The organism is Corynebacterium yudongzhengii, from assembly GCF_003065405.1.
GTDB lineage: Bacteria > Actinomycetota > Actinomycetes > Mycobacteriales > Mycobacteriaceae > Corynebacterium > Corynebacterium yudongzhengii.
Genome location: NZ_CP026947.1, coordinates 1,660,155 through 1,683,550 on the forward strand (window position 1 = coordinate 1,660,155; position 23,396 = coordinate 1,683,550).

The window sequence follows — 23,396 nt, forward strand, 5'->3', positions numbered from 1 at the left end:
AGCCGTACTATTTTAATTAACCTTAGCCGTACTATTTTAATTAATGACCAGCGACCTGGAGCGCCATAACGGCAACCGTTTCATCGTCTCCAACGGGCTGCAAGGCCTGGGGGATCAGATCGTCTCCGCGAAGACTGTGCTTCCGTGGCTTTTGGGGCCGCCGGCGCGCCCGGGTTCTTCATCGCCCTGCTGGTTCCAGTCCGCGAGGCCGGCTCGATGCTGCCCCAAGCGGCGCTCTCGCCATGGGTGACGACGCAGCCCTCGCGCAAAAAGGTCTGGATGATCGGTGCGGCCGGCCAGGCGCTCGCCGCCGTCGGGATCGCGCTCGCCGCCGTGCTTTTAAGCGGTGTCGCGCTCGGCCTTGCGGTGGTGGTGCTCCTCGGCGTACTCGCGCTGTTTCGGGCGTTGAACTCGATCTCGTCGAAGGACGTGCAGGGACGCACGATCTCGAAGGGCCTGCGCGGGCGCATCACGGGGCGGGCCACCGCACTCGGCGGGCTGATCGCACTGGTCGTGGGCGTGTTCTTGTGGTTTTTAGATTCGGATCTGCCGCAGTGGCTGCTGGCGCTGCTGCTCGCGGTGGGGGCGGCGAGCTGGGCGGCGGCCGTCGTCATCTTCGGCGGCATTCGTGAGCCGGACTCACAAGAAGAAGAACAGGGACTCAACCGCCGCTGGTGGGCCGACACCTGGGGGTTGTTCACCCAGGATGCGAAGTTTCGCCGCTTCGTGATCGTGCGCTCCCTCCTTTTGGTCACCTCCCTGTCGACGACGTTCGTGGTCGCCTTGTCGCAGCAGATCGGCCACGACATCTCCGGTCTGGGCGCCTTCGTGGTCGCCTCGGCCGCGGCGTCACTCGTTACTGGCCGGATTTCGGGGATCTGGTCGGATGCGTCGTCGAAAAGCGTCATGGCCTACGGCTCGGCGGCGGCCTCCGCGGTGATCGTGCTCGTGGTGGCCGCCGCGCACTTCTCTCCCGACCGGTTGGCGCCTTTCGCCCTGCCGCTCGGCTTCTTCCTCATCCAGGTCGCGCATACCGCGGTGCGGGTGGCGCGCAAGACCTACATCGTCGATATGGCCGAAGGAAACCAGCGCACCCGCTATACGGGCGCGGCGAACACGATAATGGGCCTCATCTTGCTCATCGTGGGCGTGGTCTCCGGTGTGATCGCTATCTTCGGCGCGTCGATCACGCTGCTGTTCCTGGCCGCGGTGGGCGTGATCGGCGTGGTGGGCGCCACGCGTCTCGACGACGTCTCCCGCAACCCCTAGGCGCGATATGCTGGGGCGGTAGTTTTCCTTATCACTGTTGTCTATGTCTCCAGGAGCAGCACTCGTCGTGAGCACCCGCACTCCCTGCGCCGTCATCGTCTTAGCTGCCGGCGCCGGTACCCGCATGAAGTCCGCCACCCAGAAGACCCTGCACGCCATCGGCGGCCGCAGCCTGCTCTCGCACTCCCTGCACGCCGCCGAGGGCATCAACCCGGAGCACCTGGTCGCCGTGGTGGGTCACCAGCGCGACCAGGTCATCCCCGAGGTCGAACGAGTCGCCGAGGAACTCGACCGCGAGGTGCTGCAGGCGGTGCAGGAAGAGCAAAACGGCACGGGCGACGCGGTGGCGGCCGGGCTGCGCCCGATCCCGGAGTATGAGGGCACGGTCATCGTCACCAACGCAGACGTGCCGCTGTTGCGCGCCGAGACCATCCAGGCGCTTTTCGACGCCCACACCACCGCCTCCGCCGCAGTCACCGTCTTGTCTTTGGACCTGAATGATCCGACCGGTTATGGCCGCATCGTGCGCAACGACGCCGGCGAGGTCACCGAGATCGTCGAGCAGAAGGACGCCTCCGAGGAGCAGAAAGAGATCACGGAGGTCAACTCCGGGGTCTTCGCCTTCGACGGCCGCGTGCTCAACCACGCACTCACCCAGCTGAATACCGACAACGCCCAGGGCGAGCTCTACATCACGGACGTGCTGGCCATCGCCCGCCGCGAGGGGCACACCGTGGGCGCCCACCTCGCCGACGATCCCCGCGAGTTGGCCGGGGTGAACAACCGCGTCCAGCTCGCGGCCGCCGGCAAGGAGTTCAACCGCCGCACCGTTGAGGCCGCGATGCTGGGTGGGGCGACGATCATTGACCCGGAGACCACGTTCATCGGCGTCAACGTGGTGATCGGCCAGGATGTGACCATCCACCCAAACACCCAGCTGTGGGGGGCTACGCATATCTCCGACGGGGCGGTGATCGGTCCGGATACGACGTTGACGGATGTGACCGTCGGCACCCGCGCCAGCGTGATCCGCACCCAGGGCGAGCGCTCCACCATCGGCGCGGATGCCACCGTCGGGCCGTTTACCTACCTGCGCCCCCACACGGTGCTGGGCACCGGCGGCAAGCTCGGCGGCTTCGTGGAATCCAAGAACGCCACGATCGGCGCCGGCTCCAAGGTGCCGCATTTGACCTACATCGGGGACGCCACCGTCGGCGAGGAGACGAACATCGGCGCCTCGAGTGTGTTCGTTAACTACGACGGCGTGAACAAACACCACACCACCATCGGCGATCACTGCCGGACCGGCTCTGACACCATGTTCGTCGCCCCGGTGACGGTCGGCGACGGCGCCTACACCGGGGCCGGTACAGTAGTGACCGACGATGTCCCGGCAGGGGCGCTGGCTGTCAAGGAAGGCAAGCAGCGCGTCATCGAGGGATGGGTCGAGAAGAAGCGCCCCGGCACCCCCGCAGCGGAGGCCGCGCAGCGCGCACGCGAGAAGGAAGGCAAGTAACTATGACTGGACAATGGTCCGAGAGCCACAAAAACATGATGCTGTTTTCCGGCCGCGCCCACCCGGAGCTGGGCGAGGCCGTCGCTAAGGAACTCGGCATCGACCTCGTGCCCACCACTGCCCGCGACTTCGCTAACGGTGAGATCTTCGTGCGCTTCGAGGAGTCCGTCCGCGGCGCCGACTGCTTCGTCCTGCAGGCCCACTCCGGCGATTTGAACAAGGCGATCATGGAACAGCTCATCATGATCGACGCCCTCAAGCGCGGCTCCGCCAAGCGCATCACCGCGATTTTGCCCTTCTACCCTTACGCGCGACAGGACAAGAAGCACCGCGGCCGCGAGCCGATCTCCGCCCGCCTGGTCGCCGACCTGCTCACCGCGGCCGGCGCCGACCGCATCGTCTCGGTCGACCTGCACACCGACCAGATCCAGGGCTTCTTCGACGGCCCCGTCGACCACATGCACGCGATGCCGATCCTCACCGACTACATCAAGGAGAAGTACGACCTCGACAACCTAGTCGTCGTCTCCCCCGATGCCGGCCGCGTGAAGGTCGCCGAGAAGTGGGCCAAGACGCTGGGTTACGCCCCGCTGGCCTTCGTCCACAAGACCCGCAGCGTCGACGAGGCCAACAAGGTCACCGCTAACCGCGTGGTCGGTGACGTCGAGGGCCGCAACTGCGTGCTTCTCGACGACATGATCGACACCGGCGGCACCATCGCCGGCGCCGTCAAGGTTCTCAAGGAAGCCGGCGCGAAGGACGTCATCATCGCCTGCACGCACGGCGTGTTCTCCGACCCAGCCCGCGAGCGCCTCAGCGAGTGCGGCGCCGAGGAGGTCATCACCACCAACACCCTGCCGCAGTCCACCGAGGGCTGGTCGAACCTCACCGTCTTGTCCATCGCCCCGCTGCTGGCCAAGACCATCCACGAGATCTTCGAAAACGGCTCCGTCACGACGTTGTTCGAGGGCGAGGCTTAGGTTCTTCCGTCAAGCGTGTGAGCACCTGCTCCCAATCTCGCACCGTGGCCAAGACCCGCGAACAGGGCTAGCGTGGGCTACGTAAGAATCTGAACCACGTTATTGGGAGGATTCAGACTTACACATGGCTGATTACGCAGGACTCAAGGGTAAGGTTGCGCTGATCACCGGTGCCGGCTCCGGCATCGGAGAGGCGATCGCGCTGGATCTCGGGGCGCACGGCGTGAAGGTCGTCGCCACCGATATCAACGAGGAAAGCGCGCAGAAGGTCGCCGAGGAGATCAAGCAGGCCGGTGGCGAGGCCGCCGCCTTGAAGCACGACGCCACCTCGGCCGAGGAGCATCAGAAGGCGGTCGCATTCGCCGTCGAGACCTTTGGCAGCCTCGATCTGGCCGTCAACAACGCCGGCATCGGCGGCACCGACGAGCCCACCGGTGAGATCACCCCGGAGAAGTGGAATGCCGTCATCGACGTCAACATCAACGGCGTGGCTTTCGGCAACCGCTACCAGATCGAGCAGTTCGAGAAGCAGGACAACACCAACGAGTGCGCGATCGTGAACCTGGCGTCGGTGGCCGGCACCGTCGCCGTGCGCAACAACTCGGCCTACACCACCGCTAAGCACGCGGTCGTCGGGCTGACGAAGACCGCCGCCGTCGAGTACGCCGCCGATGGCATCCGCGTCAACGCGGTCGGCCCCGGCTACATTGACACTCCCCTGCTGTCGAAGCTGCCGGCGGAGGTGCGCGAGACGTTGGTCGATAAGCACCCGATGGGCCGGCTGGGCCGCGCCGCAGAGGTGGCGAAGCTGGTCTCCTTCCTGCTGTCGGAGGATGCCTCGTTCATCACCGGCTCCTACCACTTGGTCGACGGCGGCTACACCACGGTCTAGTTTTGGGTCCTCGCCTCTCAGGCTGCTAGCATTAGCTACCGTCTCGGCGAGGGCGCACGAATGTGGGCCGTTATCGACGCGATGATTTAATCCCAGACTTTCTGGCCACCTTGACGTGGCACCGAAGCCTGCGATGACTCGACGTAGACACCGAGTCGGTCGCAGGCTTCATTTCTTTTGTCGCCCTCGACCGGAAAACCACAGTAAGCGACATACTCAAGAGAGGTTGGATTCCACATGGCTGAAACCCCGGTCATCAAGGGTGAGGTCCGTAAGGAGTTCGGTAAGGGCGCTGCCCGCCGTCTGCGCCGCGACTGGCGCCTGCCCGGTGTGCTCTACGGCGAGGGCCACGACAACTACCACTTCCACGTGGACCTGCTGGAGATGCAGACCCTGATCCGTTACGAGGGCGTCAACGCCGTCATGGAGCTCGAGCTCGAGGGCCAGCAGCACCTGTGCATGGTGCGCCACATCGATCAGAACATCCTGACCCTGGACATCGACCACATCGACCTGCTGACCGTCAAGCGCGGCCAGAAGGTTGAGGTCGAGGTTCCGGTCGTCACCGAGGGCGAGATCGCCCCGGGTGGCCAGCTGCTGCAGGAGACCGACAACGTCCTGGTCCTGGTGGATCCGCTGAAGATCCCGGACGAGATCGTCATCAACGTCGAGGGCATGGAGATCGGCACCCAGATCTTCTCCTCCGACCTGCCGCTGCCGGACGGTGTCTCCCTGGTCAACGACGAGGAAGACGACCTCTTCGTCAACATCACCGAGCCGGAAGAGGCCGAGGTCCCCGAGGAGGGCGACGAGGCCCCCGAGACCGACGGCGAGGATGCCCCGGCTGGCCAAGAGCCGGACGCTGTCGACGAGGGTTCGAAGAACGACTCGGACACCGAGTAAGGCTTTCGGGTCTCACCAACGCCCCGCTGCGGGCCTGCCACCACCGGCCGGTTTCCGCGGCGGGGCGTTTGTTGTGTCAGACTAAGGGGTGTGTCTGATACTTCCCTGCTACTGGCCCTCGGCAACCCGGGCCCGAAATACGCCCTTACCCGGCACAATGTGGGTGTGATGGTGCTCGACGAGCTGCTTGCGCGCGCGTCGGCAACACTGACGGTGCACAAACGCACCAACACCGAAATCGCCGAGATCTCCCCCGGCGTGCTGGGGCCTAAGCGGGTGGTGCTCGCGCGCACGCGCGAGTTCATGAACTTAAGCGGCGGGCCGGCTAAAGCACTCGCGGGGTATTTCGGTATTCCCCCGGCACGCATCGTAGCGCTTTACGACGACATGGAGCTCGCCTTCGGTGAGTTAAAGCTCGTCACCGGGGGCGGGGATAAGGGGCATAAGGGGCTGAAGTCGCTGACGAAGTCCTTCGGCACGAACAACTATCAGCGGCTGCGTATCGGCATTGGCCGCCCGCCTGGGCGCCAGGCCCCGGCGGATTTTGTGTTGCGCCCCTTTGGCCGCGCAGAGCGCGACAGCCTGCCGATTATCGCGGCCGATGCCGCGGACCTGGTGGAAAAACACCTCTAACGCGCGCGTATTAGAGCACCAAGTCGCTGGGCTGAGCGCCATCCTTGCGCTGGCGTTCGAGCTTGTGGAGGTTGTACTCCCAGTCCTCCAGGCCCTTCGGCAGGTTGCCCAGCGACGGGTCCTTCAAATAAGCGCGGGCTTCGGGGTCGTAGTTCCACAGCCAGTCGGCGTAGTGGAACCAGTAGTTATCCACGCCGGCTTGGCGGAAGAGTTCGTTGCGGACGTGGCGGGCGATGCCGTCGACATGCCAGAGCTCTCCCCAGAGACGTCCCACCGTCTGGATGCGGCCGCAGCGGGGGGCGCGTTCAACGGACACTTCGCGCAGCACCTTGCCCCAGTCGAGTTCGCCGCGGTTGGCGGCTTCGGCGGCGAAGAGGGCGAAGACCTCGGAGTCTTCCATGGCCATGACGGCCCCGGAGGCGAGGTATTGCAGCGGCGGGTGGGCGGCGTCGCCCATGACGATGATGCGGTCGTTGACCACCCAGTTGTCCAGCGGCTCGCGGTCGGTCATCTGCCACCACTGGTCGAGCCACATGTGCTTCTGGCGGCACTGGATCTTTTCGTGGGTGTGGGTGAAGGCTTGGCGGAACTCGTCGTTGTTTCCCCAGTCTTCGGGCACCTCGGTTCCTTCGACCAGGGACTTTAGGTAGCGCGGGGACTGGAAGACGGCGACCTGGTTGAGCAACTCGCCGCTGCGCAGCGGGTACTGGATGAAGTGGCAGCGCGGGCCGATGTAGCCGATGACGGAGGTGAGGCCGGCCATGTCGGGGTCGTCGGGAAGCGAGGAGGTGCCGCGGTAGGCGACGTAGGCGGAGGGGACGGGATCGTCGTCGACAATCTTCTTCCGAAACAAGGAGTGGGTGCCGTCGAAGCCGATGAGGACGTCCGCTTCGACCTCGCTGATGGAGTTGTCTGCGCGGTTTTTGACGGTGACCTTGACGCCGTCGCCGTCGGTGACGCCGTCGAGGACGTGATGGTTGTTGACGAGCGTCGCCCCGGCCTCGGTGGCCGATTCGACCAGGAGGTTCAACAGGTCGGAGCGGTGGATGACCAGGTATTCGGCGCCGTAGTGTTCTAAGAACTTCTCGCCGAAGTCCATGGTCAGGATGGTCTCGGCGGTCATCGCGTCGCGGAACTGCATGTTCTCAGGCACGAAGCCGAGCTCGATGGCGCGCTGCCCGATGCCCCACTTCTTGAGCATCTTCACGCCGTGCGGTCCGATCTGCAGCCCGGCGCCGACCTCTTTGAATTCGGGGTGGTGCTCGTAGAGGGTGACGTCGGCGCCCCGCAGCGCGAGCGCGAGTGCTCCTGCCGCCCCGCCGATGCCCCCGCCGACGATGACGATCTTCTGTCCCTGCAGTTCGGTGGTCTTTTCAGCAATAGACATGGTCTCGCAGTTGATCCTTTCTTAAACAGTAGAGAGAGCTAGTCGACGCGGGTGAGCACCGGCGGGCGGGCCCGCGCGATCCGCCAGAGGACGAAGAGGGAGAGCCCGGAGAGTATCGCCGCGATGCCGAACATGAGGTAGCTGGAGGCGGGCCCTAGGCCCCAGGCCAGCAGGAGGCCGGCCATCTGCGGGGCGACGACGGCGCCGATGCGGCCCACGCCCAGCGCCCAGCCCAGGCCGGTGCCGCGCAGCTGGTGCGGGTAGAACTGGGTGACGGCGGCGATGATGAGGATTTGGGTCCCATGCGTGCCGACGCCCGCGAGCACCAAAATCGCATAGATCGCCACCACCGAGCCGATGATCGCGCCGAGGTTGAGCGCGAGCGTGAAGTTCAACGACGCGCCCAGGTTGTAGCCCTGTTCCTGCATGAGCCGCGGCAGCCAGGTACCCAGCCCATACCAGGCCAGCAGGGTCACGAAGGTAGCGATGGCGAACATGACAGTCGCGCTGCGGTACTGCGGCGCAAACAGGGCACCGAAGCCCGGCTGCTTCTGTACCGCGCTACCTTCGGGCATGCGTTGGCCGCGGTGGCGCAGGTCGTCGATAATTTCTTTATCGGCGGGGATGATCCGCATGGCCAGCGGCAGCCCCACTGCCAGCGGGACGAGAGCGATGAGGAACATCATGCGCCATCCCCAGTCCTCGTGGGAGGGGACGATGAAGCCGGCGAGGATGGCGGCGATCGAGCCGCCCAAGGGCACGCCGGCCATGATCACGGTGGACCAGGCGGCCATCTTGCGCGCCGGAACCAGATCGGCGCACAGGGCGTTGACGCTGGGCACGAGCCCACCGAGGCCGATTCCGGCGATCAGACGGTAGAGCCCGAACGTGACTGCGCTCGTGGCCAGGCCGCAGAGCACGGTAAACATCGAGAGGATAACCACCGAGCCGATCACGGCGGTCTTTCTCCCGATGCGGTCGGAGAGCCTGCCGATGCCAACAGCACCGATGACCATGCCGACGAACGCCATCGAGCCGATCGTGCCGGCGGAGGCGCTCGTGAGATTCCATTCCTCCATGAGCTCCGACTGCACGGTGCCGTAGACGATGAGGTCGTAGCCGTCGAAGACGATGAAGAACCAGCCCAAAAGTACTGCATAGAGCCGCCGCCCGGAGATACCCAGGATTCGGCAACTGCCTTCTGGCATGACGGGCGTGGGCGGCGCCCATCCAGTAATTGTTGTTCCAGCCATATTCACATCTTCTGCGTGACCGGGGTTACAATCAAAAGTATTCCACATAGCGGAAGGTGTGATCATGATCCATATCGGACCCACCCACGGGCCTCCGCCGCGGGATTACTTACAGTCGGTCGACATGGCACTGATGCTTGCGTTGCTGCTTCGCGACGAAGGCACGCTCACCGTCTCCCGCGCCGCAGAGATGCTCGGCGTCTCCCAGTCCACGGCGCATCGCTCGCTGGCCATGCTCGTCTATCGCGGCTTCGCCATCCGTAGTGAAGCGCGCGCATATTTGCCGGGACCATCGCTGACCACCTCGAGTTTGCGCCCCGGTGTAGGACACGAGCTCATCGCCACCGCGGAACCGTTTATGCAGGCACTGTCCACCGAGACCGAGGAGACCTCGCATCTGACCGTGCTCGTGGAGAACAAGACCCACTTCTTGCATACGGTCGACGGCACCCAGTCGGTGCGGGTGGGTTCGCGGCGCGGCCAGGTGCTGCCGGCCCATCAAAATTCCGGCGGGCTCATCATGTTGGCGGAGCATTCCGCCAGCGAGCTGCGCGCTTTATACCCTGCGCTGCCGGATCACGAGTTCGATGACCTGCGCCGGACGCTGAACCGTTCGCGCCAGCACGGGTTCGCGATCAACAACGGCCAGTACGAAGCCGACGTCTCGGGTGTAGGCGCCTGCCTGCGCAACGATCTCGGCGACACGCTCGGCGCGGTGACGGTGACGGCCCCGACGAACCGCTTCAACCGCGTCTATCACCGCTGCGCCGAGGTTCTGATGCGGCACGTCAGAGACCTCAATCGCTCGCTACAGAATTTCCGACCCACCACCTTTTCCTAGCCCCGCACTCACCCGGGAGGGGGTAGCGCTGCCCCCGTCGGCAAGCATATTCCACATAACGGAAGTTCTTTGAGTCACGCTGCGGCCGCAGTTATGGTCGTCCTCACAACCCCAGGTTGTCGTTGACACCCCTACAGGAGGTTTAGTCCATGAGTGAGACTGACTACTCAAACAAACACGTCGAGTTTGAGGTTCCGGAGCCCACTCCGGAAGAACAGGCACGCCTCGATGAGATGTATAAGGAGATGGAGGGCCTGCACACCCTCCCCTTATGGCGCACCATCGGGAACCTGATGCCCAACGAGCCCACCCCAGAGGCCGTGGCACACAAGTGGGATTGGTCGCAGCTGTCGAAGGTCGCCGAGCAGGCCGGCGAGCTGGTTCCCGTCGGCCGCGGCGGCGAGCGGCGCGCCATCGGCCGGTGTAACCCGGGCCTCGGAGGCAACCCGTACGTCTCTCCGACCCTGTGGGCGGCGATCCAGTACCTCGGCCCCGGGGAGAACGCTCCGGAGCACCGCCACTCGCAGAACGCCTTCCGCTTTGTCACCGAAGGCGAGGGCGTGTGGACCGTCGTCAATGGCGACGCGGTGCCCATGAAGCGTGGTGACTTCCTCATCACCCCGGGCTGGGCTTATCACGGCCACCATAACATCGCGACGGAGCCGATGATCTGGATCGACGGTTTGGATATCCCGTTCCAGCACGTCATGGACACCGGTTTCTTCGAGTATGGCTCGGAGAAGATTACCGACGACGGCACCCCCGACTACTCCCGCATGGAGCGGCTGTGGGCGCACCCGAGCTTGCGCCCCGTCTCCTACCCGGGCGAGTCGGAGTTCTCCCCGATCGGCCGCTTCGCCTGGGAGCACACCGATGCCGCGCTCAACGAACAGCTCGCTCTCGAAAACGAGGGCTACCCAGGGGTTGTCAGCCCAGGCCATGCCGCTATTCGCTACTCCAACCCGACCAACGGCGCGGACGTGATGAACACGGTGCGCGCCGAGTTCCACCGCCTGCGGCCTGAGGCCCAAACCATCCCGGTGCAGGAGGTCGGCTCCCGGGTCTTCCAGGTCTTCGAAGGCACGGCCACCATCACCATCGGTGAGAAGGTCTTCGAGCTCAGCCAGGGCGACATGACGGTCGTGCCGTCGTGGCAGCAGTGGCACATCGTGGCTGGCGCTGACGGCGTCGATCTATTCTGTTTCTCGGATCACCCGATCTTCGAGAAACTCGGTCTTGCACGTACTTTTACCCCGGAAGGAATTTAGAAACTATGCGTCTTGCAACTCTTCGTGTCGACGGCTCCACCGTCGCCGCCCGCGTCGAATCCGAGAACTCCGCCGTCGCCATCGACGGCTACGCCAACGTCGGTGAGCTCCTGCAGGAGGACAACTGGCAGGAGATCGCCGAGAAGGCTGCAGGCGAGGCCGTGGAATTTGCCAAGGAGGACCTGGATGCCGTCGTCCCCGCGCCGAAGAAGATCATCTGCGTGGGCTTGAACTACGCCAACCACATCAAGGAGATGGGCCGCAACCTGCCGGAGGTTCCGACCCTGTTCATCAAGTTCCCGGACGCGCTGGTCGGCCCTTATGACGACGTCGTGGTCCCTGAGTACGCGAACTCCGCGCTGGATTGGGAGGGTGAGCTGGCCGTCGTCATCTCCAAGCGCGCCCGCCGCGTCAAGGCCGCTGATGCCGGTGAGCACATCGCCGGCTACGCCGTCATGAACGACTACACCATGCGCGACTACCAGTACCGCACCCTGCAGTGGCACCAGGGCAAGTCCTTCGAGAAGTCCGCCGGCTTCGGCCCGTGGCTGACCACCAAGGAGGACTTCACCTTCGGCGGCGAGCTGGCCACCTACCTGGAGGACGAGAAGGTCCAGTCCACCCCGACCGACGATCTCGTCTTCGGCCCCGAGCAGCTCATCGAGTACATCTCGCGCATCTACCCGCTGGATGCGGGCGACGTAATCGTCACCGGCACCCCGGGCGGGGTGGGCCATGCCCGCGACCCGAAGCGCTACATCGGCGATGGCGAGACCGTGAAGGTGGAGATCGACGGCCTGGGCCACATCGCCAACAAGACGGTGTTCGAGTAATGGCGGAAACCGCACAGTCCTTTCACGACCTGTCCATTGACGAGCGGCTACAGATCGTCAACCGGGGCACCTCGTACTTTTCCGGGCAGCTTGCCCACATCGACAACGAGGACTTCGGCGAGCCCACGCTGCTGCCCGACTGGGATCGCTTCTACCTCGTGGCGCATGTCGGCTACAACGCGCGCGCCTTGGTGAACTTGGTCAACTGGGCAAGCACCGGCGTGGAAACCCCGATGTATTCCTCGCCGAAGGCGCGCGGTGAGGAGATCGCCCGCGGCGCGACCCTGCCGCCGGGGGCGCTGCGCAACCTGCACAGCCACTCCGTCGTCCAGCTGAACGTCGCGTGGCGGGACTGCCCGCGGGAGGCCTGGGACGCCGAGGTGAAAACGGCGCAGGGGCGCACGGTCCCGATGTCTGAGACGCTGTGGATGCGCACCCGCGAGGTGTGGCTGCACGCAGTCGACCTCGACGTCAACGGCCGTTTCTCCGACATCCCGCACGTGGTGCTGGCGACTTTGGTGCCGGAGATCGTGGGCAAGTGGCGCAAGAGAGAGCTTGGCGACGGCCTCGTCCTCGTCAACTCCGAGACCGGCGAACGCTGGGCCGTCACGGAGGGCCACGAAGAAACCGAGGTCACCGGCACATTGACGGGGCTTGCCCGCTGGGCTTCCGGGCGTGGCGGCGCCGGCGTCAACGCCGATGCCCCCGAGCCACCGCGCTGGCTCTAAATACGAAAACACTCCCGGTGGGACGCCTGTAGGCTCCTGCCGGGGTTTTTCTTTGCGGGGTGCTTAGCGATGAGCGGAAAGGCGGGCTGGGGTGATAGAGGCCCCGGCAGCGGAATCCATCATCGTGACGGTGGTGTGGCGCCGTTTCACCCACGCTCGCGCGCCAGCGCCTCCCCGACGCGCTTGCCCGAGTGGATACATCCACCGAGGAACGTCCCTTCCAGCGCGTTCTTGCCGTGCATGCCTCCGCCACCAAATCCGGACACCTCACCGGCAGCGTACAGGCCCGGCAGCGGGGTACCGTCGCTGCGCAGCGCCTGGCCGGAGAGATCCGTTTCGATACCGCCGAGAGTCTTGCGGGTCAGCGCCCGCAGGCGAACGGCGATGAGCGGGCCGTGCTTGGGATCGAGAAGCTTATGCGGCGGCGCGCAGCGCACGATGCGATCGCCTAAGTAGTTGCGCGCGGTACGGATGTAGTTGATCTGGGCGCCCTTCGAGAACTTGTTGTCTAGCTGCATATCGCGGTCCTCGACGGTTCTGCGCAGCGCCTCGGCGTCGATCTGCGGGGCGTCGTCGCCCACCAGCTCGTTCATGCCGGCGACCAGCTCGTCGAAGGAATCGGCCACCACCCAGTCTTCGCCGTAGTCCATGAAGTTCTGCACCGCTGGGTGCAGGCCTGGGCCGACCTTGCTGGCGAGTTTCCGCCACGACTTATCCGTCAGATCTGGGTTCTGCTCCGAGCCGGAGAACATGAATTCCTTCGACGCGATCGTCTGGTTGAGCAGGAACCAGGAGTACCCGTACCCGGTGCGGCCGATGTGAGAGAGCGCCGCCAGGTTGTCGCCGCCCGGGATGAGGTGGGTGGGAAGGCGCTGGCCTTCGGCATCGAGCCACAGCGACGACGGCCCCGGGATGATGCGGATACCATGCGTCGGCCAGATGCTGTCCCAGTTCTGCATGCCCTCCGGGTAGTGCCACATCCGATCAGTGTTGACCAGGTTCGCTCCGGCATCCTGCGAGATCTCCAGCATGCGCCCGTCGACATAATTGGGCACCCCGATCACGAGGTCCTCGGGCGCATCACCCCACCGCTCGGTCGGCCAGCTGCGGCGCACCAAATCCAGGTTGCCGCCGATGCCGCCCGAGGTCACCACCACGGCGCGGCCGTCTAGGTCGAAGGCGTCGACGACCTCGCGTGACGACTCCGCCCCGCGCACCGCATCACTGGGTTTTAAGACGGCCCCGGTGACGCCGGTGACGTGGCCGTCGACAAGCTTTAACTCATCGACGCGGTGCCGGAAGCGGAACTCGACGCGACCTTCGGCCTCGAACTTCTCCAGGGGCTCACGGAAGATGCGCACGACCTCCGGGCCGGTGCCCCAGGTGAGGTGGAAGCGCGGCACGGTGTTGCCGTGGCCGGAGGCGTCGCCGGAGCCGCGTTCGGCCCAGCCGACTGTGGGCACCAACCGTAGCCCCAGCTCCCTGAGGTAGTCGCGCTTCTCGTTGGCGGCGAAGCGCACGTATTCGTGGCCCCATTTCTTTGGCCAGTTGTCGTTGTCGGCGTCATCATAATCGGCCGAGTTGGCCCAGTCGCGCCAGGCGAGCTCCTCGGTGTCTTTGACCCCCATGAGCTTCTGCTCCGGGGAGCCGACGAGGAAGAGCCCGCCGAGCGACCAGAACGCCTGGCCGCCCAGGTTGGCCCGGTTTTCCTGATCCAGCACGGTGACGCGCCGGCCGCCCTTCGCCGCCTCGTAGGCCGCGACGAGTCCGGCGAGTCCGGCACCGACAATGATGACATCCGCTTCGCTCATGGTTTTCAACCTACCGCAGCATTGTGTCCCACGTCACGGGTTTTAGTCCTTGGGAAGGAACTCCGCGACGTTCTGTGCGGTCACGGGCACCACGGCGACGGGCACGACGTCGGCGACGGGTAGGCCGTCGAGAAGCCTTTTGCCCTGCTCGACTGCCTGGACCCCGAGCTGCCAAGGCTGCTGGGCGATGGTGGCGGTCATGGTGCCCTCCTCGACGGCGGCGAGGCCTTCGTCGGTGCCATCGAAGCCGACGATCGCGATCTCCTCGCCCGCGCGGGCCCCGGCAGCCTCGATCGCGCCGAGCGCCATCTCGTCGTTTTCCGCGAAGATAGCGTCGACGTCCGGATGAGCCTGCAGCAGGTTGGTGGCCACGTCGAGGCCTTCCGTCCGATCGAAGCTCGCGGTCTGCTGGGCCACGACCTCGATGCCCGGGTACTCGGCGATGCGGCTGCGAAAGCCCTCTCCCCTATCGCGCGAGGAGGACGAACCCGGGATGCCCTGCAGGATAATGACCTTGCCCTGCTCGCCGATCGCCTCCGCCAGTACATCGGCGGCCTGCTGGCCGCCGTCGATGTTGTCGCTGGCCACATAAGAGGTCAGCTCGCCGCCATTCGACGTGCGGTCGACGGCGATAACCGGGATGTCCTCCTGGTTTAAGGCGATCACGGAGTTGCCGACGGCGTCGGAATCCACGGGGTTGACCACCACGACACCCGCACCCATAGCGGCGGCGTTGCCCAGCTGGTCGGCCTGCATCAGGGCGTCATCGCCGGCGTCTTGGACGTTGAGCTGGACGCCGAGTTCTTCGGCACGCTCGCGCGCACCGTCGCGAACCTGGACGAAGAAGGGATTCGTCTGGGTCGACAGCGCGAGGGTGATCTCGTCTTCCCCGGTGCCCGCCTGGCCGCAGGCAGAAGCGGTGAACGCGGTGGCTGCCAGCGCGGCGATGGCGACCGTTTTCCTGAGTTTCATGACCGGCGTCCTCCTACTGCGACAGGGTCTTGTTGCGGATGACATCGAAGCCCACCGCGGCGGCGATGACGAGGCCGATGACGATCTGCTGCCAGAAGGAAGAGACGTTGAGCAGGTTCAACCCGTTGCGGATGACCGCGAGCAAAATCGCACCAACAAACGTGCCCCAGGCCCCGCCGCGCCCGCCGGCCAGGGAGGCGCCGCCGATGACCACGGCGGCGATCGCGTCGAGCTCGTAGCCCATGCCGGTATTGGGCTGCGCGGACGAGAGCCGAGCCGTCATGACGAGGCCAGCCCACGCGGCGAAAAGCCCGGAGAGCGCATAGACGCTGATGAGGATGCGGCGCACCGGCAGCCCCGACAGGCGGGCGGCTTCCATGTTGCCGCCGAGGGCATACATCGACCGCCCCAGCACGGTGCGCGAGAGGATGAACCAGCACAAAAGCCCCGCGAGCACCATCATGATGATGGGCACCGGCACTGGCCCGAAGTCGGCGCCCATCCAGTTGACACCGCTGGAGCTTGCGATGGGCGAGCCTTCGGAGATCACCAGGGTGAGCCCGCGGGTGATCGACATCATCGCCAACGTAGCGATGAAGGCCGGGAGCTTCCCATAGGCGATCGATAGCCCCACGATCGCGCCCGAGAGCACACCGACGAGCAGCCCGAGGATCAAAGTCACCCAGCCGGGCAGTCCGGCCTCGGCCCACATGAAGGCGGAGACCATGCCGCCGAGCGCGGCCACCGCGCCGACGGAGAGGTCAATGCCGCCGGTGACGATGACGAAGGTCATGCCGAAGGCGATAATCGCGATCGCGGCGGCCTGCACGCCAACGTTGATGACGTTGTCGATGGTCAAAAACGCCGGCGCGGCGATCGCCAGGATGATCACCAGCACGATCAGGCCGACCAGTGCCCCGTTGTTGAGCATCCAGTTTCCGATGCTGCGGGGGCTGAAAGACTTCTGAGCAGTAGACATGAACTAACGTTCCTTCGAGACAGCCAGGGACATCACGTCGTCCTGGGTAGCGGTCGGGTCAAGCTCGCCGGCGATCCGCCCGCCGGACATGACCAGGACCCGGTCCGACATGCCGAGTACCTCCGGCAGATCCGACGAGGCCATGAGCACCGCGCCTCCCTGGGCGGTGATGTCGTTGATGATGGTGTAGATCTCGACTTTGGCGCCGACGTCGACGCCGCGGGTGGGTTCGTCGAGAAGCAACACCGTGGACTCGGCCATCACCCATTTGCCGAACACGGCCTTTTGTTGGTTGCCGCCGGATAAGTTGCGGATGAGCTGGGCGCTGTCAGCCATGCGGATGCGGAGTCGCTCGGCGACGGTCTCGGCACGCCGGCGCTGCCCCTTCCGGTCGGCGAGCCCGGCGCGCGCCGAAGAGCGCAGGGTGGCAAGTCCGATATTGTCGCTGACGCTCGCATCCAGGATGAGCCCTTGGTTCTTGCGGTCTTCCGGCACATGCCCGATGCCGGCGCGGATACCGGCGGCGACATCACCCTTGCGCAACTGCTTATCGCGCACGGTGATCGTGCCGGAGTCATAAGGATCGGCGCCGACAATGGCACGGATAACCTCCGTGCGTCCCGCGCCGACCAGCCCGGCGATGCCGACGACCTCACCGGCGCGCACCTGCAAAGAAATATCGCGGAACTTCCCGGCGCTCGAGAGCTTATCGACGTTCAACAGCACCCCTCCGGGGGCACTGGCCTTACGCGGGTATCTGTCGTCGATGTCCCGGCCGACCATGAGGCGCACGAACTCGTCTTCGGCGGTGTCGGCGCTGACTTCGGCGACGAAGTGGCCGTCGCGAAGCACGCTGACGGAATCGGCAATGCGGGCGATCTCGTCGAGGTGGTGGGAGATGAAGACCATGCCCACGCCGCGGGCCTTGAGGTCGTCGACGACGCGGAAGAGCTGGTCGATCTCGTTGCCGGTGAGTGCTGCGGTGGGCTCGTCGAGGATCAACAGGCGGGCATCCATGCTCAGGGCCTTGGCGATCTCGACGAGCTGTTGGCGAGCCAGGCCGAGCTCGCCGACCGTGGCGTCGAGGTCCACGTCCAGGCCGATGAAATCGAGTGCTTTTTGGGCTTTCTCGCGCAGCTGGGAGAAGTTGACGATTCCCCCGGTGTGCGGGGTTCGGCCCAGCATGATGTTCTCCGCCACCGAGAGCGAGGGAACCAGGTTGAGTTCCTGGTAGATGGTGGCGATGCCGTGGGCTTCGGCATCCCGGGTCGTCGCTAGCTTGGTGGGTTGGCCGTCGATGAGGATCTCGCCGGAATCGGGCTGGTGGACGCCGGCCATCATTTTGATGATGGTGGACTTGCCGGCGCCGTTTTCGCCGAGCAAGGCCTGCACGGAGCCCGGATACACCGCGACGGAGACATCGTCGATGACGTTGACCGGGCCGAAGGACTTGCTGACGTGTTTCAGCTCCAGGATCGGCTTCTGACTCATGGTTCACCTCCAGGGTGGGTGGGGTTGTGCGCTGCGGGTGTAAAAAGCGTCGTGGCACTAAAACCGCGCAGAGGTTTTGGGGTTTTGCCGTGGATCATGCCGTCTAAGGCGTGAAAGGCGCGGGTGGCCATTTCGTCGACGTGCTGGTCGATGACCATGATCGGTCGCGGTTGTAGCTGAAAGAGTGGTTGCGTATCGAACCCGATGACCTCGAGGTCGTGGCCGATGACGAGTCCGCGGCGGTGACACTCCTCGATGACGCCGATGGTCATCATGGAATCCCCGGCCAGCAGCGCTCGGCATCCGGCGTCGATAAGTTCGCTGGCGCCGCACCGGCCACGCTCTTGGGTATAGCCGCCGAGAAACACGCGTTGTTCGCCTATGCCGAGCTCCGCGCAGGCGCGGCGGAAAGCCTCGAGGCGGCTACGCCCCGTGGAGGTTTCCATGGGCCCAGAGAGATACCCGATGGGCTGTGCGCCTGCATCGCTGAATATGCCGACGGCCTCGGCGATGGAGGCGGCGGCATCGGATGTGATCGTGGGGATGGTGGAACCTTCGAGCTCGCGGTCGATGAGCACGATCGGCATACCCGAGCGATACATCCCGAGCAGCCGGCGAGAGCAACCCTCGTGTGGCACGCAGATGATGCCGTCGACGCGTTGGTCGGCGAATACTTGGAGTGCATCGGCGAGGGTGTCCGAGCGTTCCTGACTGTTGGCGATGATCGTGGAAAGCCCCGCCGCGCTAGCTTCGCGCTGGATCGCGGTGACCATGGAGGCGAAGTAGTAGTTGATGAGGCTGGGCACGACGACCCCGATGGTGTTCGTAAAGGACCTGCGCAGCGCTTGGGCTTGAGCGTTCGGCCGATACCCCATCTCGGTGGCGATGCGTTGGATGCGTGCGCGGGTGGCCGGCGCCACCGCTGGGTTTCCCGACAGCGCCCGCGAGGCCGTGGAGATGGACGTGCCGGCAGCCTCGGCGACGTCTTTGAGCGTGGCGCGCTGCGCATCTCTGTCCATGATTCCGCCTTTGCGGCTCGTTGAGAATGACGTGGTCAACGCACGTGCAATCGTTTGCTGCAATCGTTTGCACAAGCGTAGCGCGCAGAGTTCCGCGCCGTCAATGCCTCAGGCCACCGGGGACATGTCAGTGTTAGGTAGGACTCATAGCTGGTGGACAAGCTTGTCGACGATCTCCGCCGCCGACTTCAACGAGCTCAGCGGTTTTTACGCGGCGAGAAACCCGAGTCTGCCGGCGGCCAGTTTGCTGAGCGCATTCATAGGGCCATGGTATGTGCCAGACTGGGGTTTGTGTTTCGACTTCCGGATATTCTGCGCCGTGTTTTCCACCGTTCATCCGAGCAGTCTTCCCACTCGGCTGCGGCTTTACCCGAGGAGGCGTCGTGGCTAATTGTGGGCTTGGGCAATCCAGGACCCCAGTATGAGTTGACGCGTCATAACGTGGGTTTTCTCGCGGCCGACCGGCTGGCCGGCGAGTTTTCTGCCGTGCCGGGATTTCAGGCCGAGGCGGCCGCAACGGAGGAAGCCGTGGTGATTAAGCCACAGACGTTTATGAACCTCTCGGGCGAGGCGGTGCGGGCGGTCGTCGAGAAGTACGGCATCGCCCCGGAGCACGTGGTGGTCATCCACGACGAGCTGGACCTGCCCGCCGGGACCGTGCGACTGAAGAAGGGCGGCAATGAAAACGGACATAACGGGTTGAAGTCGATTACGCAGCACCTCGGCACGCGGGATTATGTGCGGGTGCGCATTGGCATCTCCCGGCCACCTAAGGGGATGAAGGTTCCCGACTACGTCCTCTCCCCGCTGGGCAATGAGAAGGAACGCTTCGAGCAGGCCTTCGAGAACGCGGCGGAAGGTGCCCATCTCGTAGTTACGGAGGGCTTATCGAGAGCTCAGAATCAGATTCACGGACGCCGTAAATGAGAAAACCTCATGCCCAGTCCACGGAGGCGTCATTCGCGCTGCCCGGTGGGATGACTGTTCGTAGGCGGGTTGTGTGGGCGCTTGCCAGGAGCAGGTGCGGGGTATGCACTTAGTTTCGGTACCGATACTTGATCCCGCAGGTGCCACAACCCCCTCCCCTACTCCGAACAGAGAACACCATGAACATCCAGCCCATTATCGCCTCCGTGATTGCCGCGGTGACCGCCTTCTTCGGTGGCGTCGCCCCGCGCGGTTCCTCGCTGCCCATCAACAACACCATCGCCGACACCACCGATGACTCTTTCGGCTACGACGACGATCGGGACGACTGGGAAGACTAATCCCTTCTGGCATCGTCTGCCGTCTTGAGTTTTCGCACCTCCCCCTTATCCGGATGCTGGTCCAGGCCTCCGGGTGAGGGGGAGGTGTTTTCGTGGGTGTTTTCTTGGGCGGGCGCTTCGGGGACGCGCGCTGCACAGCAGGTCGCGGAGGGATAGGCAGCCTAGTCGACATACAGCGGTATTGCGTTCGCACGCCTGGTCGAAATCACCCCCATATAAACGAGTCTCGCGCGGTCGAAACGAACACTCCTTTCTATAGCCCTGCTTTCGACCAGCGCTACCGCACCATACGAATACGGACCCCCAACCGACGCCTCAAGCAGTTCGCGCAGCAGGTACACCCGCCACGCCCAGAACCCCTAGTGGTTACCGACCAGCTTTTCCAGCTCGTCGAGCGTCTTGGTGAGCTGCTCGCCCTGGTGCGCCTCGGGCTCGAGCCCGTTGTCACCGAAGTCAGTGGCCAAACGCAGGGCGATCTGCGCACGGGCCTGCGGCATGTACAGGTTGGCGACGGCCGGCCGCCACGCCTCCACCGCGCGCACGCCGCCCTCTGCGCCATAGCTGACAAAGGCGACGGGCTTGCCCACCCACTCGCCGCCGAGTGAGTCAAACGCGTTCTTCATCGGGCCTGGAACACTGTGGTTGTACTCCGGGGTGACGAACAAGAAGCCGTCGCACTCGTCGATCGCCTGGGAGAAGCGGGTGACGTGCTCGTCGTCGTAGGTCTTGTTCGCGGCTGCCGGCGGGATCGCCGCCGACATCAGCGGCAGGACGTGATCCACGAGGTCAATCACGCGGTATTCAATATCGCGCTCCTTGGCGGCCTCGACGATCCAGTCGCGTACCTGCTCACCGGCGCGGCCTTCGCGCACGCTGCCGACGAAAACTCCGATGGTCGACTCCGTCATGGCTCAACCTTTCTGTAGACAGTGCTTCTTGGTGAGCCCACCCTACCGATACGCGGCCAGATTAAACTTCCTTCATCATCCGTTCATCCTCTGCTCATAACGGCTGTAGAGAAGATTTTTCTTATTCCTACAGGCCACACACGCTTTTCTACGTGCAACTTCAACCTTTATAGTGGATGACGTACCTGCCGGACGCGGTGAACATGACCACCTAACCGGCTCCCGCGAACGGTGCGTCACAGAGAAGACGTGCCGAGTAAGGAGTAGCAACACAATGCTCAACCGCAAGCTCACTATGACCGCTGTCGCCGCGGCCGCTGGCTTCGCGCTCGTCGCCTGCGGGGGCCAGGACAACGCCCCGGCACAGAATGAGCAGTCCAACCAGCAGACCAACGAGCAGAGCCAGCCCCAGGATCAGAACCAGGACCAGACGCAGGATCAGAGCCAGGACCAGAGCTCTGCCGAGACCCTCAGCCAGGACGAGGCTGAGCAGATCGCCCTGGACGATGCCGGTGTGACCCGCGAGGATGTCACCCAGTGGGATCGCTCCGAGCTCGACCAGGATGACGGAGTCCAGATGTGGGAGATCGAGTTCGACGTCAACCAGTCTGAGTACGAGTACGACATCGACGCTGTCTCCGGCGACATCCTGCAGAAGGACTTCGATAATTAAGGAAGCACCACCGGCCCCGCCTCGCGCGGGGTCTTTTTCTTTTCGTCTTCCTTTTTAAATTGGAGAGACGGATACCCGTCGCGAAGCAAACCGATTGCCCCGCAGCCACCTTGCGGCGCTACGATAAGGGGCTTATGAGCACCGCCACCGAAGCCGCCCGCCGCCGCACCTTCGCCGTCATCGCCCACCCGGATGCCGGTAAGTCCACCCTGACGGAGGCGTTGGCGCTGCACGCCCACATCATCACCGAGGCGGGCGCCACGCACGGCAAGGCGGGCCGGAAATCGACGGTCTCGGACTGGATGGACATGGAGAAAGACCGCGGCATCTCCATCGCGTCCTCGGCGCTGCAGTTCGAGTACCAGCCAGACGGCCACGAGGGTGAGCCGTACATGATTAACCTCGTCGATACCCCGGGCCACTCCGACTTCTCCGAGGACACCTACCGCGTGCTCTCGGCGGTGGATGCGGCGGTCATGCTTATCGACGCCGCCAAGGGCCTCGAGCCGCAAACGCTGAAGCTGTTCCGCGTGTGCAAGGCGCGCGGTCTGCCGATTATCACGGTGATCAACAAGTGGGACCGCGTCGGCCGGGAGCCGCTGGAGCTGGTCGACGAGATCGTCACCGAGATCGGCCTCCAGCCCACCCCGCTGTACTGGCCGGTCGGTGAGGCTGGCGATTTCCGGGGCCTCGCGCATGTCGATGACGACGGCGAGGTCGACAGCTACATACACTTCGAGCGCACCGCCGGCGGCGCCACCATCGCCGGGGAGGAGCACTACACCCCCGACGAGGCCGCCGAGCGCGAGGAAGATGCGTGGGAGACCGCCGTCGAGGAGGCCGAGTTGCTCGCCGCCGATGGAGCGCTGCACGACGAGGAGCTCTTCGAAAGCTGCGAGTCCTCCCCGCTAATCTTCGCCTCCGCGATGCTCAACTTCGGCGTGCACCAGATCCTGGATACCTTGTGTGCCATCGCCCCGCCGCCGCGCCCGCGGGAGGCGGACCCGAAGGCCGTCGAGGCCTCTACCACCGCCATGGATACCGAGCGCGCCCTCGACTCCGAGTTCTCCGGCGTGGTGTTCAAGGTGCAGGCGGGCATGGACCGTAAGCACCGCGACACGCTGGCGTTCATGCGCGTGGTCTCCGGCGAGTTCGAGCGCGGCATGCAGGTCACGCACGCGCAGTCGGGACGCAGCTTCTCGACGAAATACGCCCTCACCGTCTTCGGCCGCACCCGCGACACCGTCGAGATCGCATACCCCGGCGACATCATTGGCCTCGTCAACGCGGGCGCCTTAGCCCCGGGCGATACGATCTACGCCGGCCGCAAAATCCAGTTCCCGCCCATGCCGCAGTTCGCGCCCGAGCACTTCCGGGTGCTGCGCGCGCAGTCGCTGGGTAAGTACAAGCAGTTCCGCAAGGCCCTCGAGCAGCTGGATGCCGAAGGCGTCGTGCAGATTTTGCGTAACGACGCCCGCGGCGACGCCAACCCCGTCATGGCGGCGGTCGGCCCGATGCAGTTCGACGTCATGCAGGCCCGCATGGAGGTCGAGTACAACGTCGAGACCGTCACCGAACCGATCCCCTACTCCGTGGCCCGGCGTACGGATGCCGATTCGGCCGCGGAGCTGGGGCGTCAGCGCGGCGTCGAGATCTTCACGCGTACCGACGGCGAGCTCATCGCCCTCTTCGGCGACAAGTGGAAGCTCGCCTTCATCGAGCGCGAAAACCCCGATCTCACCATCGAACCGCTGATCGCGGACTAAGCTAAC

Annotated in this window: 21 protein-coding genes and 1 pseudogene; 14 read left to right on the forward strand and 8 right to left on the reverse strand. The window is 64.7% G+C overall.

Annotated features, from left to right (window positions below; genetic code table 11):
- The first annotated feature begins 43 nt into the window (after positions 1-43).
- The 6 genes and pseudogenes from C3B44_RS07720 to pth (C3B44_RS07745) all read left to right on the forward strand — a co-directional run bounded on the left by C3B44_RS07720 (position 44) and on the right by pth (C3B44_RS07745) (position 6,193).
- A pseudogene (locus tag C3B44_RS07720) lies at positions 44-1,269 on the forward strand (MFS transporter).
- A gap of 43 nt (positions 1,270-1,312) precedes the next feature.
- The gene (gene glmU, locus C3B44_RS07725; protein ID WP_412841952.1) at positions 1,313-2,785 is read left to right on the forward strand and encodes a bifunctional UDP-N-acetylglucosamine diphosphorylase/glucosamine-1-phosphate N-acetyltransferase GlmU; all 1,473 of its coding nucleotides are present in this window, start codon (positions 1,313-1,315) and stop codon (positions 2,783-2,785) included.
- A gap of 2 nt (positions 2,786-2,787) precedes the next feature.
- On the forward strand, positions 2,788-3,765 hold the full coding sequence (locus C3B44_RS07730) for a ribose-phosphate diphosphokinase (protein WP_108431870.1): 978 nt from the start codon (positions 2,788-2,790) through the stop codon (positions 3,763-3,765).
- Between the two features lie 124 nt (positions 3,766-3,889).
- Positions 3,890-4,657 (forward strand): SDR family NAD(P)-dependent oxidoreductase, encoded by a 768-nt coding sequence (locus C3B44_RS07735; protein WP_108431871.1) that lies wholly within the window; start codon positions 3,890-3,892, stop codon positions 4,655-4,657.
- Between the two features lie 237 nt (positions 4,658-4,894).
- Positions 4,895-5,560, forward strand: a complete 666-nt coding sequence (locus C3B44_RS07740) for a 50S ribosomal protein L25/general stress protein Ctc (RefSeq protein WP_108431872.1) — start codon at positions 4,895-4,897, stop codon at positions 5,558-5,560.
- Between the two features lie 90 nt (positions 5,561-5,650).
- On the forward strand, positions 5,651-6,193 hold the full coding sequence (pth, locus tag C3B44_RS07745) for an aminoacyl-tRNA hydrolase (protein WP_108431873.1): 543 nt from the start codon (positions 5,651-5,653) through the stop codon (positions 6,191-6,193).
- A 10-nt stretch (positions 6,194-6,203) separates the two neighbouring features.
- Here pth (C3B44_RS07745) and C3B44_RS07750 read toward each other — a convergent pair whose 3' ends face one another.
- Both C3B44_RS07750 and C3B44_RS07755 read right to left on the reverse strand, forming a co-directional pair.
- A complete protein-coding gene (locus C3B44_RS07750) occupies positions 6,204-7,580 on the reverse strand; it encodes an FAD-dependent monooxygenase (protein ID WP_108431874.1) in 1,377 nt (458 codons plus the stop codon).
- A gap of 38 nt (positions 7,581-7,618) precedes the next feature.
- A complete protein-coding gene (locus C3B44_RS07755) occupies positions 7,619-8,788 on the reverse strand; it encodes an MFS transporter (RefSeq protein ID WP_235840443.1) in 1,170 nt (389 codons plus the stop codon).
- A gap of 109 nt (positions 8,789-8,897) precedes the next feature.
- Between C3B44_RS07755 and C3B44_RS07760 the strand changes: the two genes are divergently transcribed.
- From C3B44_RS07760 to C3B44_RS07775, 4 genes are all read left to right on the forward strand, one after another.
- Positions 8,898-9,674 carry an IclR family transcriptional regulator gene (locus tag C3B44_RS07760; RefSeq protein ID WP_108432612.1) on the forward strand — a complete coding sequence of 259 codons (777 nt, stop codon included), beginning with the start codon at positions 8,898-8,900 and terminating at the stop codon, positions 9,672-9,674.
- A 149-nt stretch (positions 9,675-9,823) separates the two neighbouring features.
- The gene (locus C3B44_RS07765; RefSeq protein ID WP_108431876.1) at positions 9,824-10,942 is read left to right on the forward strand and encodes a cupin domain-containing protein; all 1,119 of its coding nucleotides are present in this window, start codon (positions 9,824-9,826) and stop codon (positions 10,940-10,942) included.
- 5 nt (positions 10,943-10,947) lie between these two features.
- Complete coding sequence (locus C3B44_RS07770) at positions 10,948-11,775, forward strand: fumarylacetoacetate hydrolase family protein (RefSeq protein WP_108431877.1); 828 nt, start codon at positions 10,948-10,950, stop codon at positions 11,773-11,775.
- Positions 11,775-12,503: a maleylpyruvate isomerase family mycothiol-dependent enzyme gene (locus C3B44_RS07775; protein WP_108431878.1), complete on the forward strand. Its 729-nt coding sequence runs from the start codon at positions 11,775-11,777 to the stop codon at positions 12,501-12,503. The genes C3B44_RS07770 and C3B44_RS07775 overlap by 1 nt, the downstream gene beginning before the upstream one ends.
- Before the next feature lie 146 nt (positions 12,504-12,649).
- Here C3B44_RS07775 and C3B44_RS07780 read toward each other — a convergent pair whose 3' ends face one another.
- Genes C3B44_RS07780 through uriR form a run of 5 tightly spaced genes read right to left on the reverse strand, consistent with a single transcriptional unit; the run spans position 12,650 to position 18,775 of the window.
- Positions 12,650-14,314 (reverse strand): FAD-binding dehydrogenase, encoded by a 1,665-nt coding sequence (locus C3B44_RS07780; protein ID WP_108431879.1) that lies wholly within the window; start codon positions 14,312-14,314, stop codon positions 12,650-12,652.
- A gap of 42 nt (positions 14,315-14,356) precedes the next feature.
- On the reverse strand, positions 14,357-15,286 hold the full coding sequence (locus C3B44_RS07785) for a substrate-binding domain-containing protein (protein ID WP_108431880.1): 930 nt from the start codon (positions 15,284-15,286) through the stop codon (positions 14,357-14,359).
- Positions 15,287-15,299: 13 nt separating this feature from the next.
- Positions 15,300-16,265, reverse strand: a complete 966-nt coding sequence (locus C3B44_RS07790; RefSeq protein ID WP_199222423.1) for an ABC transporter permease — start codon at positions 16,263-16,265, stop codon at positions 15,300-15,302.
- 3 nt (positions 16,266-16,268) lie between these two features.
- Positions 16,269-17,756: a sugar ABC transporter ATP-binding protein gene (locus C3B44_RS07795; protein ID WP_108431881.1), complete on the reverse strand. Its 1,488-nt coding sequence runs from the start codon at positions 17,754-17,756 to the stop codon at positions 16,269-16,271.
- Complete coding sequence (gene uriR, locus C3B44_RS07800) at positions 17,753-18,775, reverse strand: transcriptional regulator UriR (protein WP_108431882.1); 1,023 nt, start codon at positions 18,773-18,775, stop codon at positions 17,753-17,755. The genes C3B44_RS07795 and uriR overlap by 4 nt, the downstream gene beginning before the upstream one ends.
- A gap of 282 nt (positions 18,776-19,057) precedes the next feature.
- On the opposite strand from uriR, the gene pth (C3B44_RS07805) reads away from it, so the two are divergent.
- Positions 19,058-19,702: an aminoacyl-tRNA hydrolase gene (gene pth, locus C3B44_RS07805; RefSeq protein ID WP_412841955.1), complete on the forward strand. Its 645-nt coding sequence runs from the start codon at positions 19,058-19,060 to the stop codon at positions 19,700-19,702.
- Between the two features lie 179 nt (positions 19,703-19,881).
- Positions 19,882-20,043 (forward strand): hypothetical protein, encoded by a 162-nt coding sequence (locus C3B44_RS11670; protein WP_158268648.1) that lies wholly within the window; start codon positions 19,882-19,884, stop codon positions 20,041-20,043.
- A 359-nt stretch (positions 20,044-20,402) separates the two neighbouring features.
- Here C3B44_RS11670 and C3B44_RS07810 read toward each other — a convergent pair whose 3' ends face one another.
- Complete coding sequence (locus tag C3B44_RS07810; RefSeq protein WP_108431883.1) at positions 20,403-20,951, reverse strand: NADPH-dependent FMN reductase; 549 nt, start codon at positions 20,949-20,951, stop codon at positions 20,403-20,405.
- A gap of 274 nt (positions 20,952-21,225) precedes the next feature.
- Here C3B44_RS07810 and C3B44_RS07815 point away from each other — a divergent pair, with 274 nt between their 5' ends.
- Together C3B44_RS07815 and C3B44_RS07820 are read left to right on the forward strand one after the other, a co-directional pair.
- The gene (locus C3B44_RS07815) at positions 21,226-21,624 is read left to right on the forward strand and encodes a PepSY domain-containing protein (RefSeq protein WP_108431884.1); all 399 of its coding nucleotides are present in this window, start codon (positions 21,226-21,228) and stop codon (positions 21,622-21,624) included.
- A 134-nt stretch (positions 21,625-21,758) separates the two neighbouring features.
- Positions 21,759-23,390 carry a peptide chain release factor 3 gene (locus C3B44_RS07820; RefSeq protein WP_108431885.1) on the forward strand — a complete coding sequence of 544 codons (1,632 nt, stop codon included), beginning with the start codon at positions 21,759-21,761 and terminating at the stop codon, positions 23,388-23,390.
- The last annotated feature ends 6 nt before the right edge of the window (positions 23,391-23,396 follow it).

Bases quoted from the DNA above. Each gene is read 5' to 3' on its own strand.
- glmU (WP_412841952.1), top strand. From the start codon at position 1,313: ATGTCTCCAGGAGCAGCACTCGTCGTGAGCACCCGCACTCCCTGCGCC.
- C3B44_RS07730 (WP_108431870.1), top strand. From the start codon at position 2,788: ATGACTGGACAATGGTCCGAGAGCCACAAAAACATGATGCTGTTTTCC.
- C3B44_RS07735 (WP_108431871.1), top strand. From the start codon at position 3,890: ATGGCTGATTACGCAGGACTCAAGGGTAAGGTTGCGCTGATCACCGGT.
- C3B44_RS07740 (WP_108431872.1), top strand. From the start codon at position 4,895: ATGGCTGAAACCCCGGTCATCAAGGGTGAGGTCCGTAAGGAGTTCGGT.
- C3B44_RS07750 (WP_108431874.1), bottom strand. From the start codon at position 7,580: ATGTCTATTGCTGAAAAGACCACCGAACTGCAGGGACAGAAGATCGTC.
- C3B44_RS07755 (WP_235840443.1), bottom strand. From the start codon at position 8,788: ATGCCAGAAGGCAGTTGCCGAATCCTGGGTATCTCCGGGCGGCGGCTC.
- C3B44_RS07760 (WP_108432612.1), top strand. From the start codon at position 8,898: ATGATCCATATCGGACCCACCCACGGGCCTCCGCCGCGGGATTACTTA.
- C3B44_RS07765 (WP_108431876.1), top strand. From the start codon at position 9,824: ATGAGTGAGACTGACTACTCAAACAAACACGTCGAGTTTGAGGTTCCG.
- C3B44_RS07770 (WP_108431877.1), top strand. From the start codon at position 10,948: ATGCGTCTTGCAACTCTTCGTGTCGACGGCTCCACCGTCGCCGCCCGC.
- C3B44_RS07775 (WP_108431878.1), top strand. From the start codon at position 11,775: ATGGCGGAAACCGCACAGTCCTTTCACGACCTGTCCATTGACGAGCGG.
- C3B44_RS07780 (WP_108431879.1), bottom strand. From the start codon at position 14,314: ATGAGCGAAGCGGATGTCATCATTGTCGGTGCCGGACTCGCCGGACTC.
- C3B44_RS07785 (WP_108431880.1), bottom strand. From the start codon at position 15,286: ATGAAACTCAGGAAAACGGTCGCCATCGCCGCGCTGGCAGCCACCGCG.
- C3B44_RS07790 (WP_199222423.1), bottom strand. From the start codon at position 16,265: ATGTCTACTGCTCAGAAGTCTTTCAGCCCCCGCAGCATCGGAAACTGG.
- C3B44_RS07795 (WP_108431881.1), bottom strand. From the start codon at position 17,756: ATGAGTCAGAAGCCGATCCTGGAGCTGAAACACGTCAGCAAGTCCTTC.
- uriR (WP_108431882.1), bottom strand. From the start codon at position 18,775: ATGGACAGAGATGCGCAGCGCGCCACGCTCAAAGACGTCGCCGAGGCT.
- C3B44_RS11670 (WP_158268648.1), top strand. From the start codon at position 19,882: ATGAACATCCAGCCCATTATCGCCTCCGTGATTGCCGCGGTGACCGCC.
- C3B44_RS07810 (WP_108431883.1), bottom strand. From the start codon at position 20,951: ATGACGGAGTCGACCATCGGAGTTTTCGTCGGCAGCGTGCGCGAAGGC.
- C3B44_RS07815 (WP_108431884.1), top strand. From the start codon at position 21,226: ATGCTCAACCGCAAGCTCACTATGACCGCTGTCGCCGCGGCCGCTGGC.
- C3B44_RS07820 (WP_108431885.1), top strand. From the start codon at position 21,759: ATGAGCACCGCCACCGAAGCCGCCCGCCGCCGCACCTTCGCCGTCATC.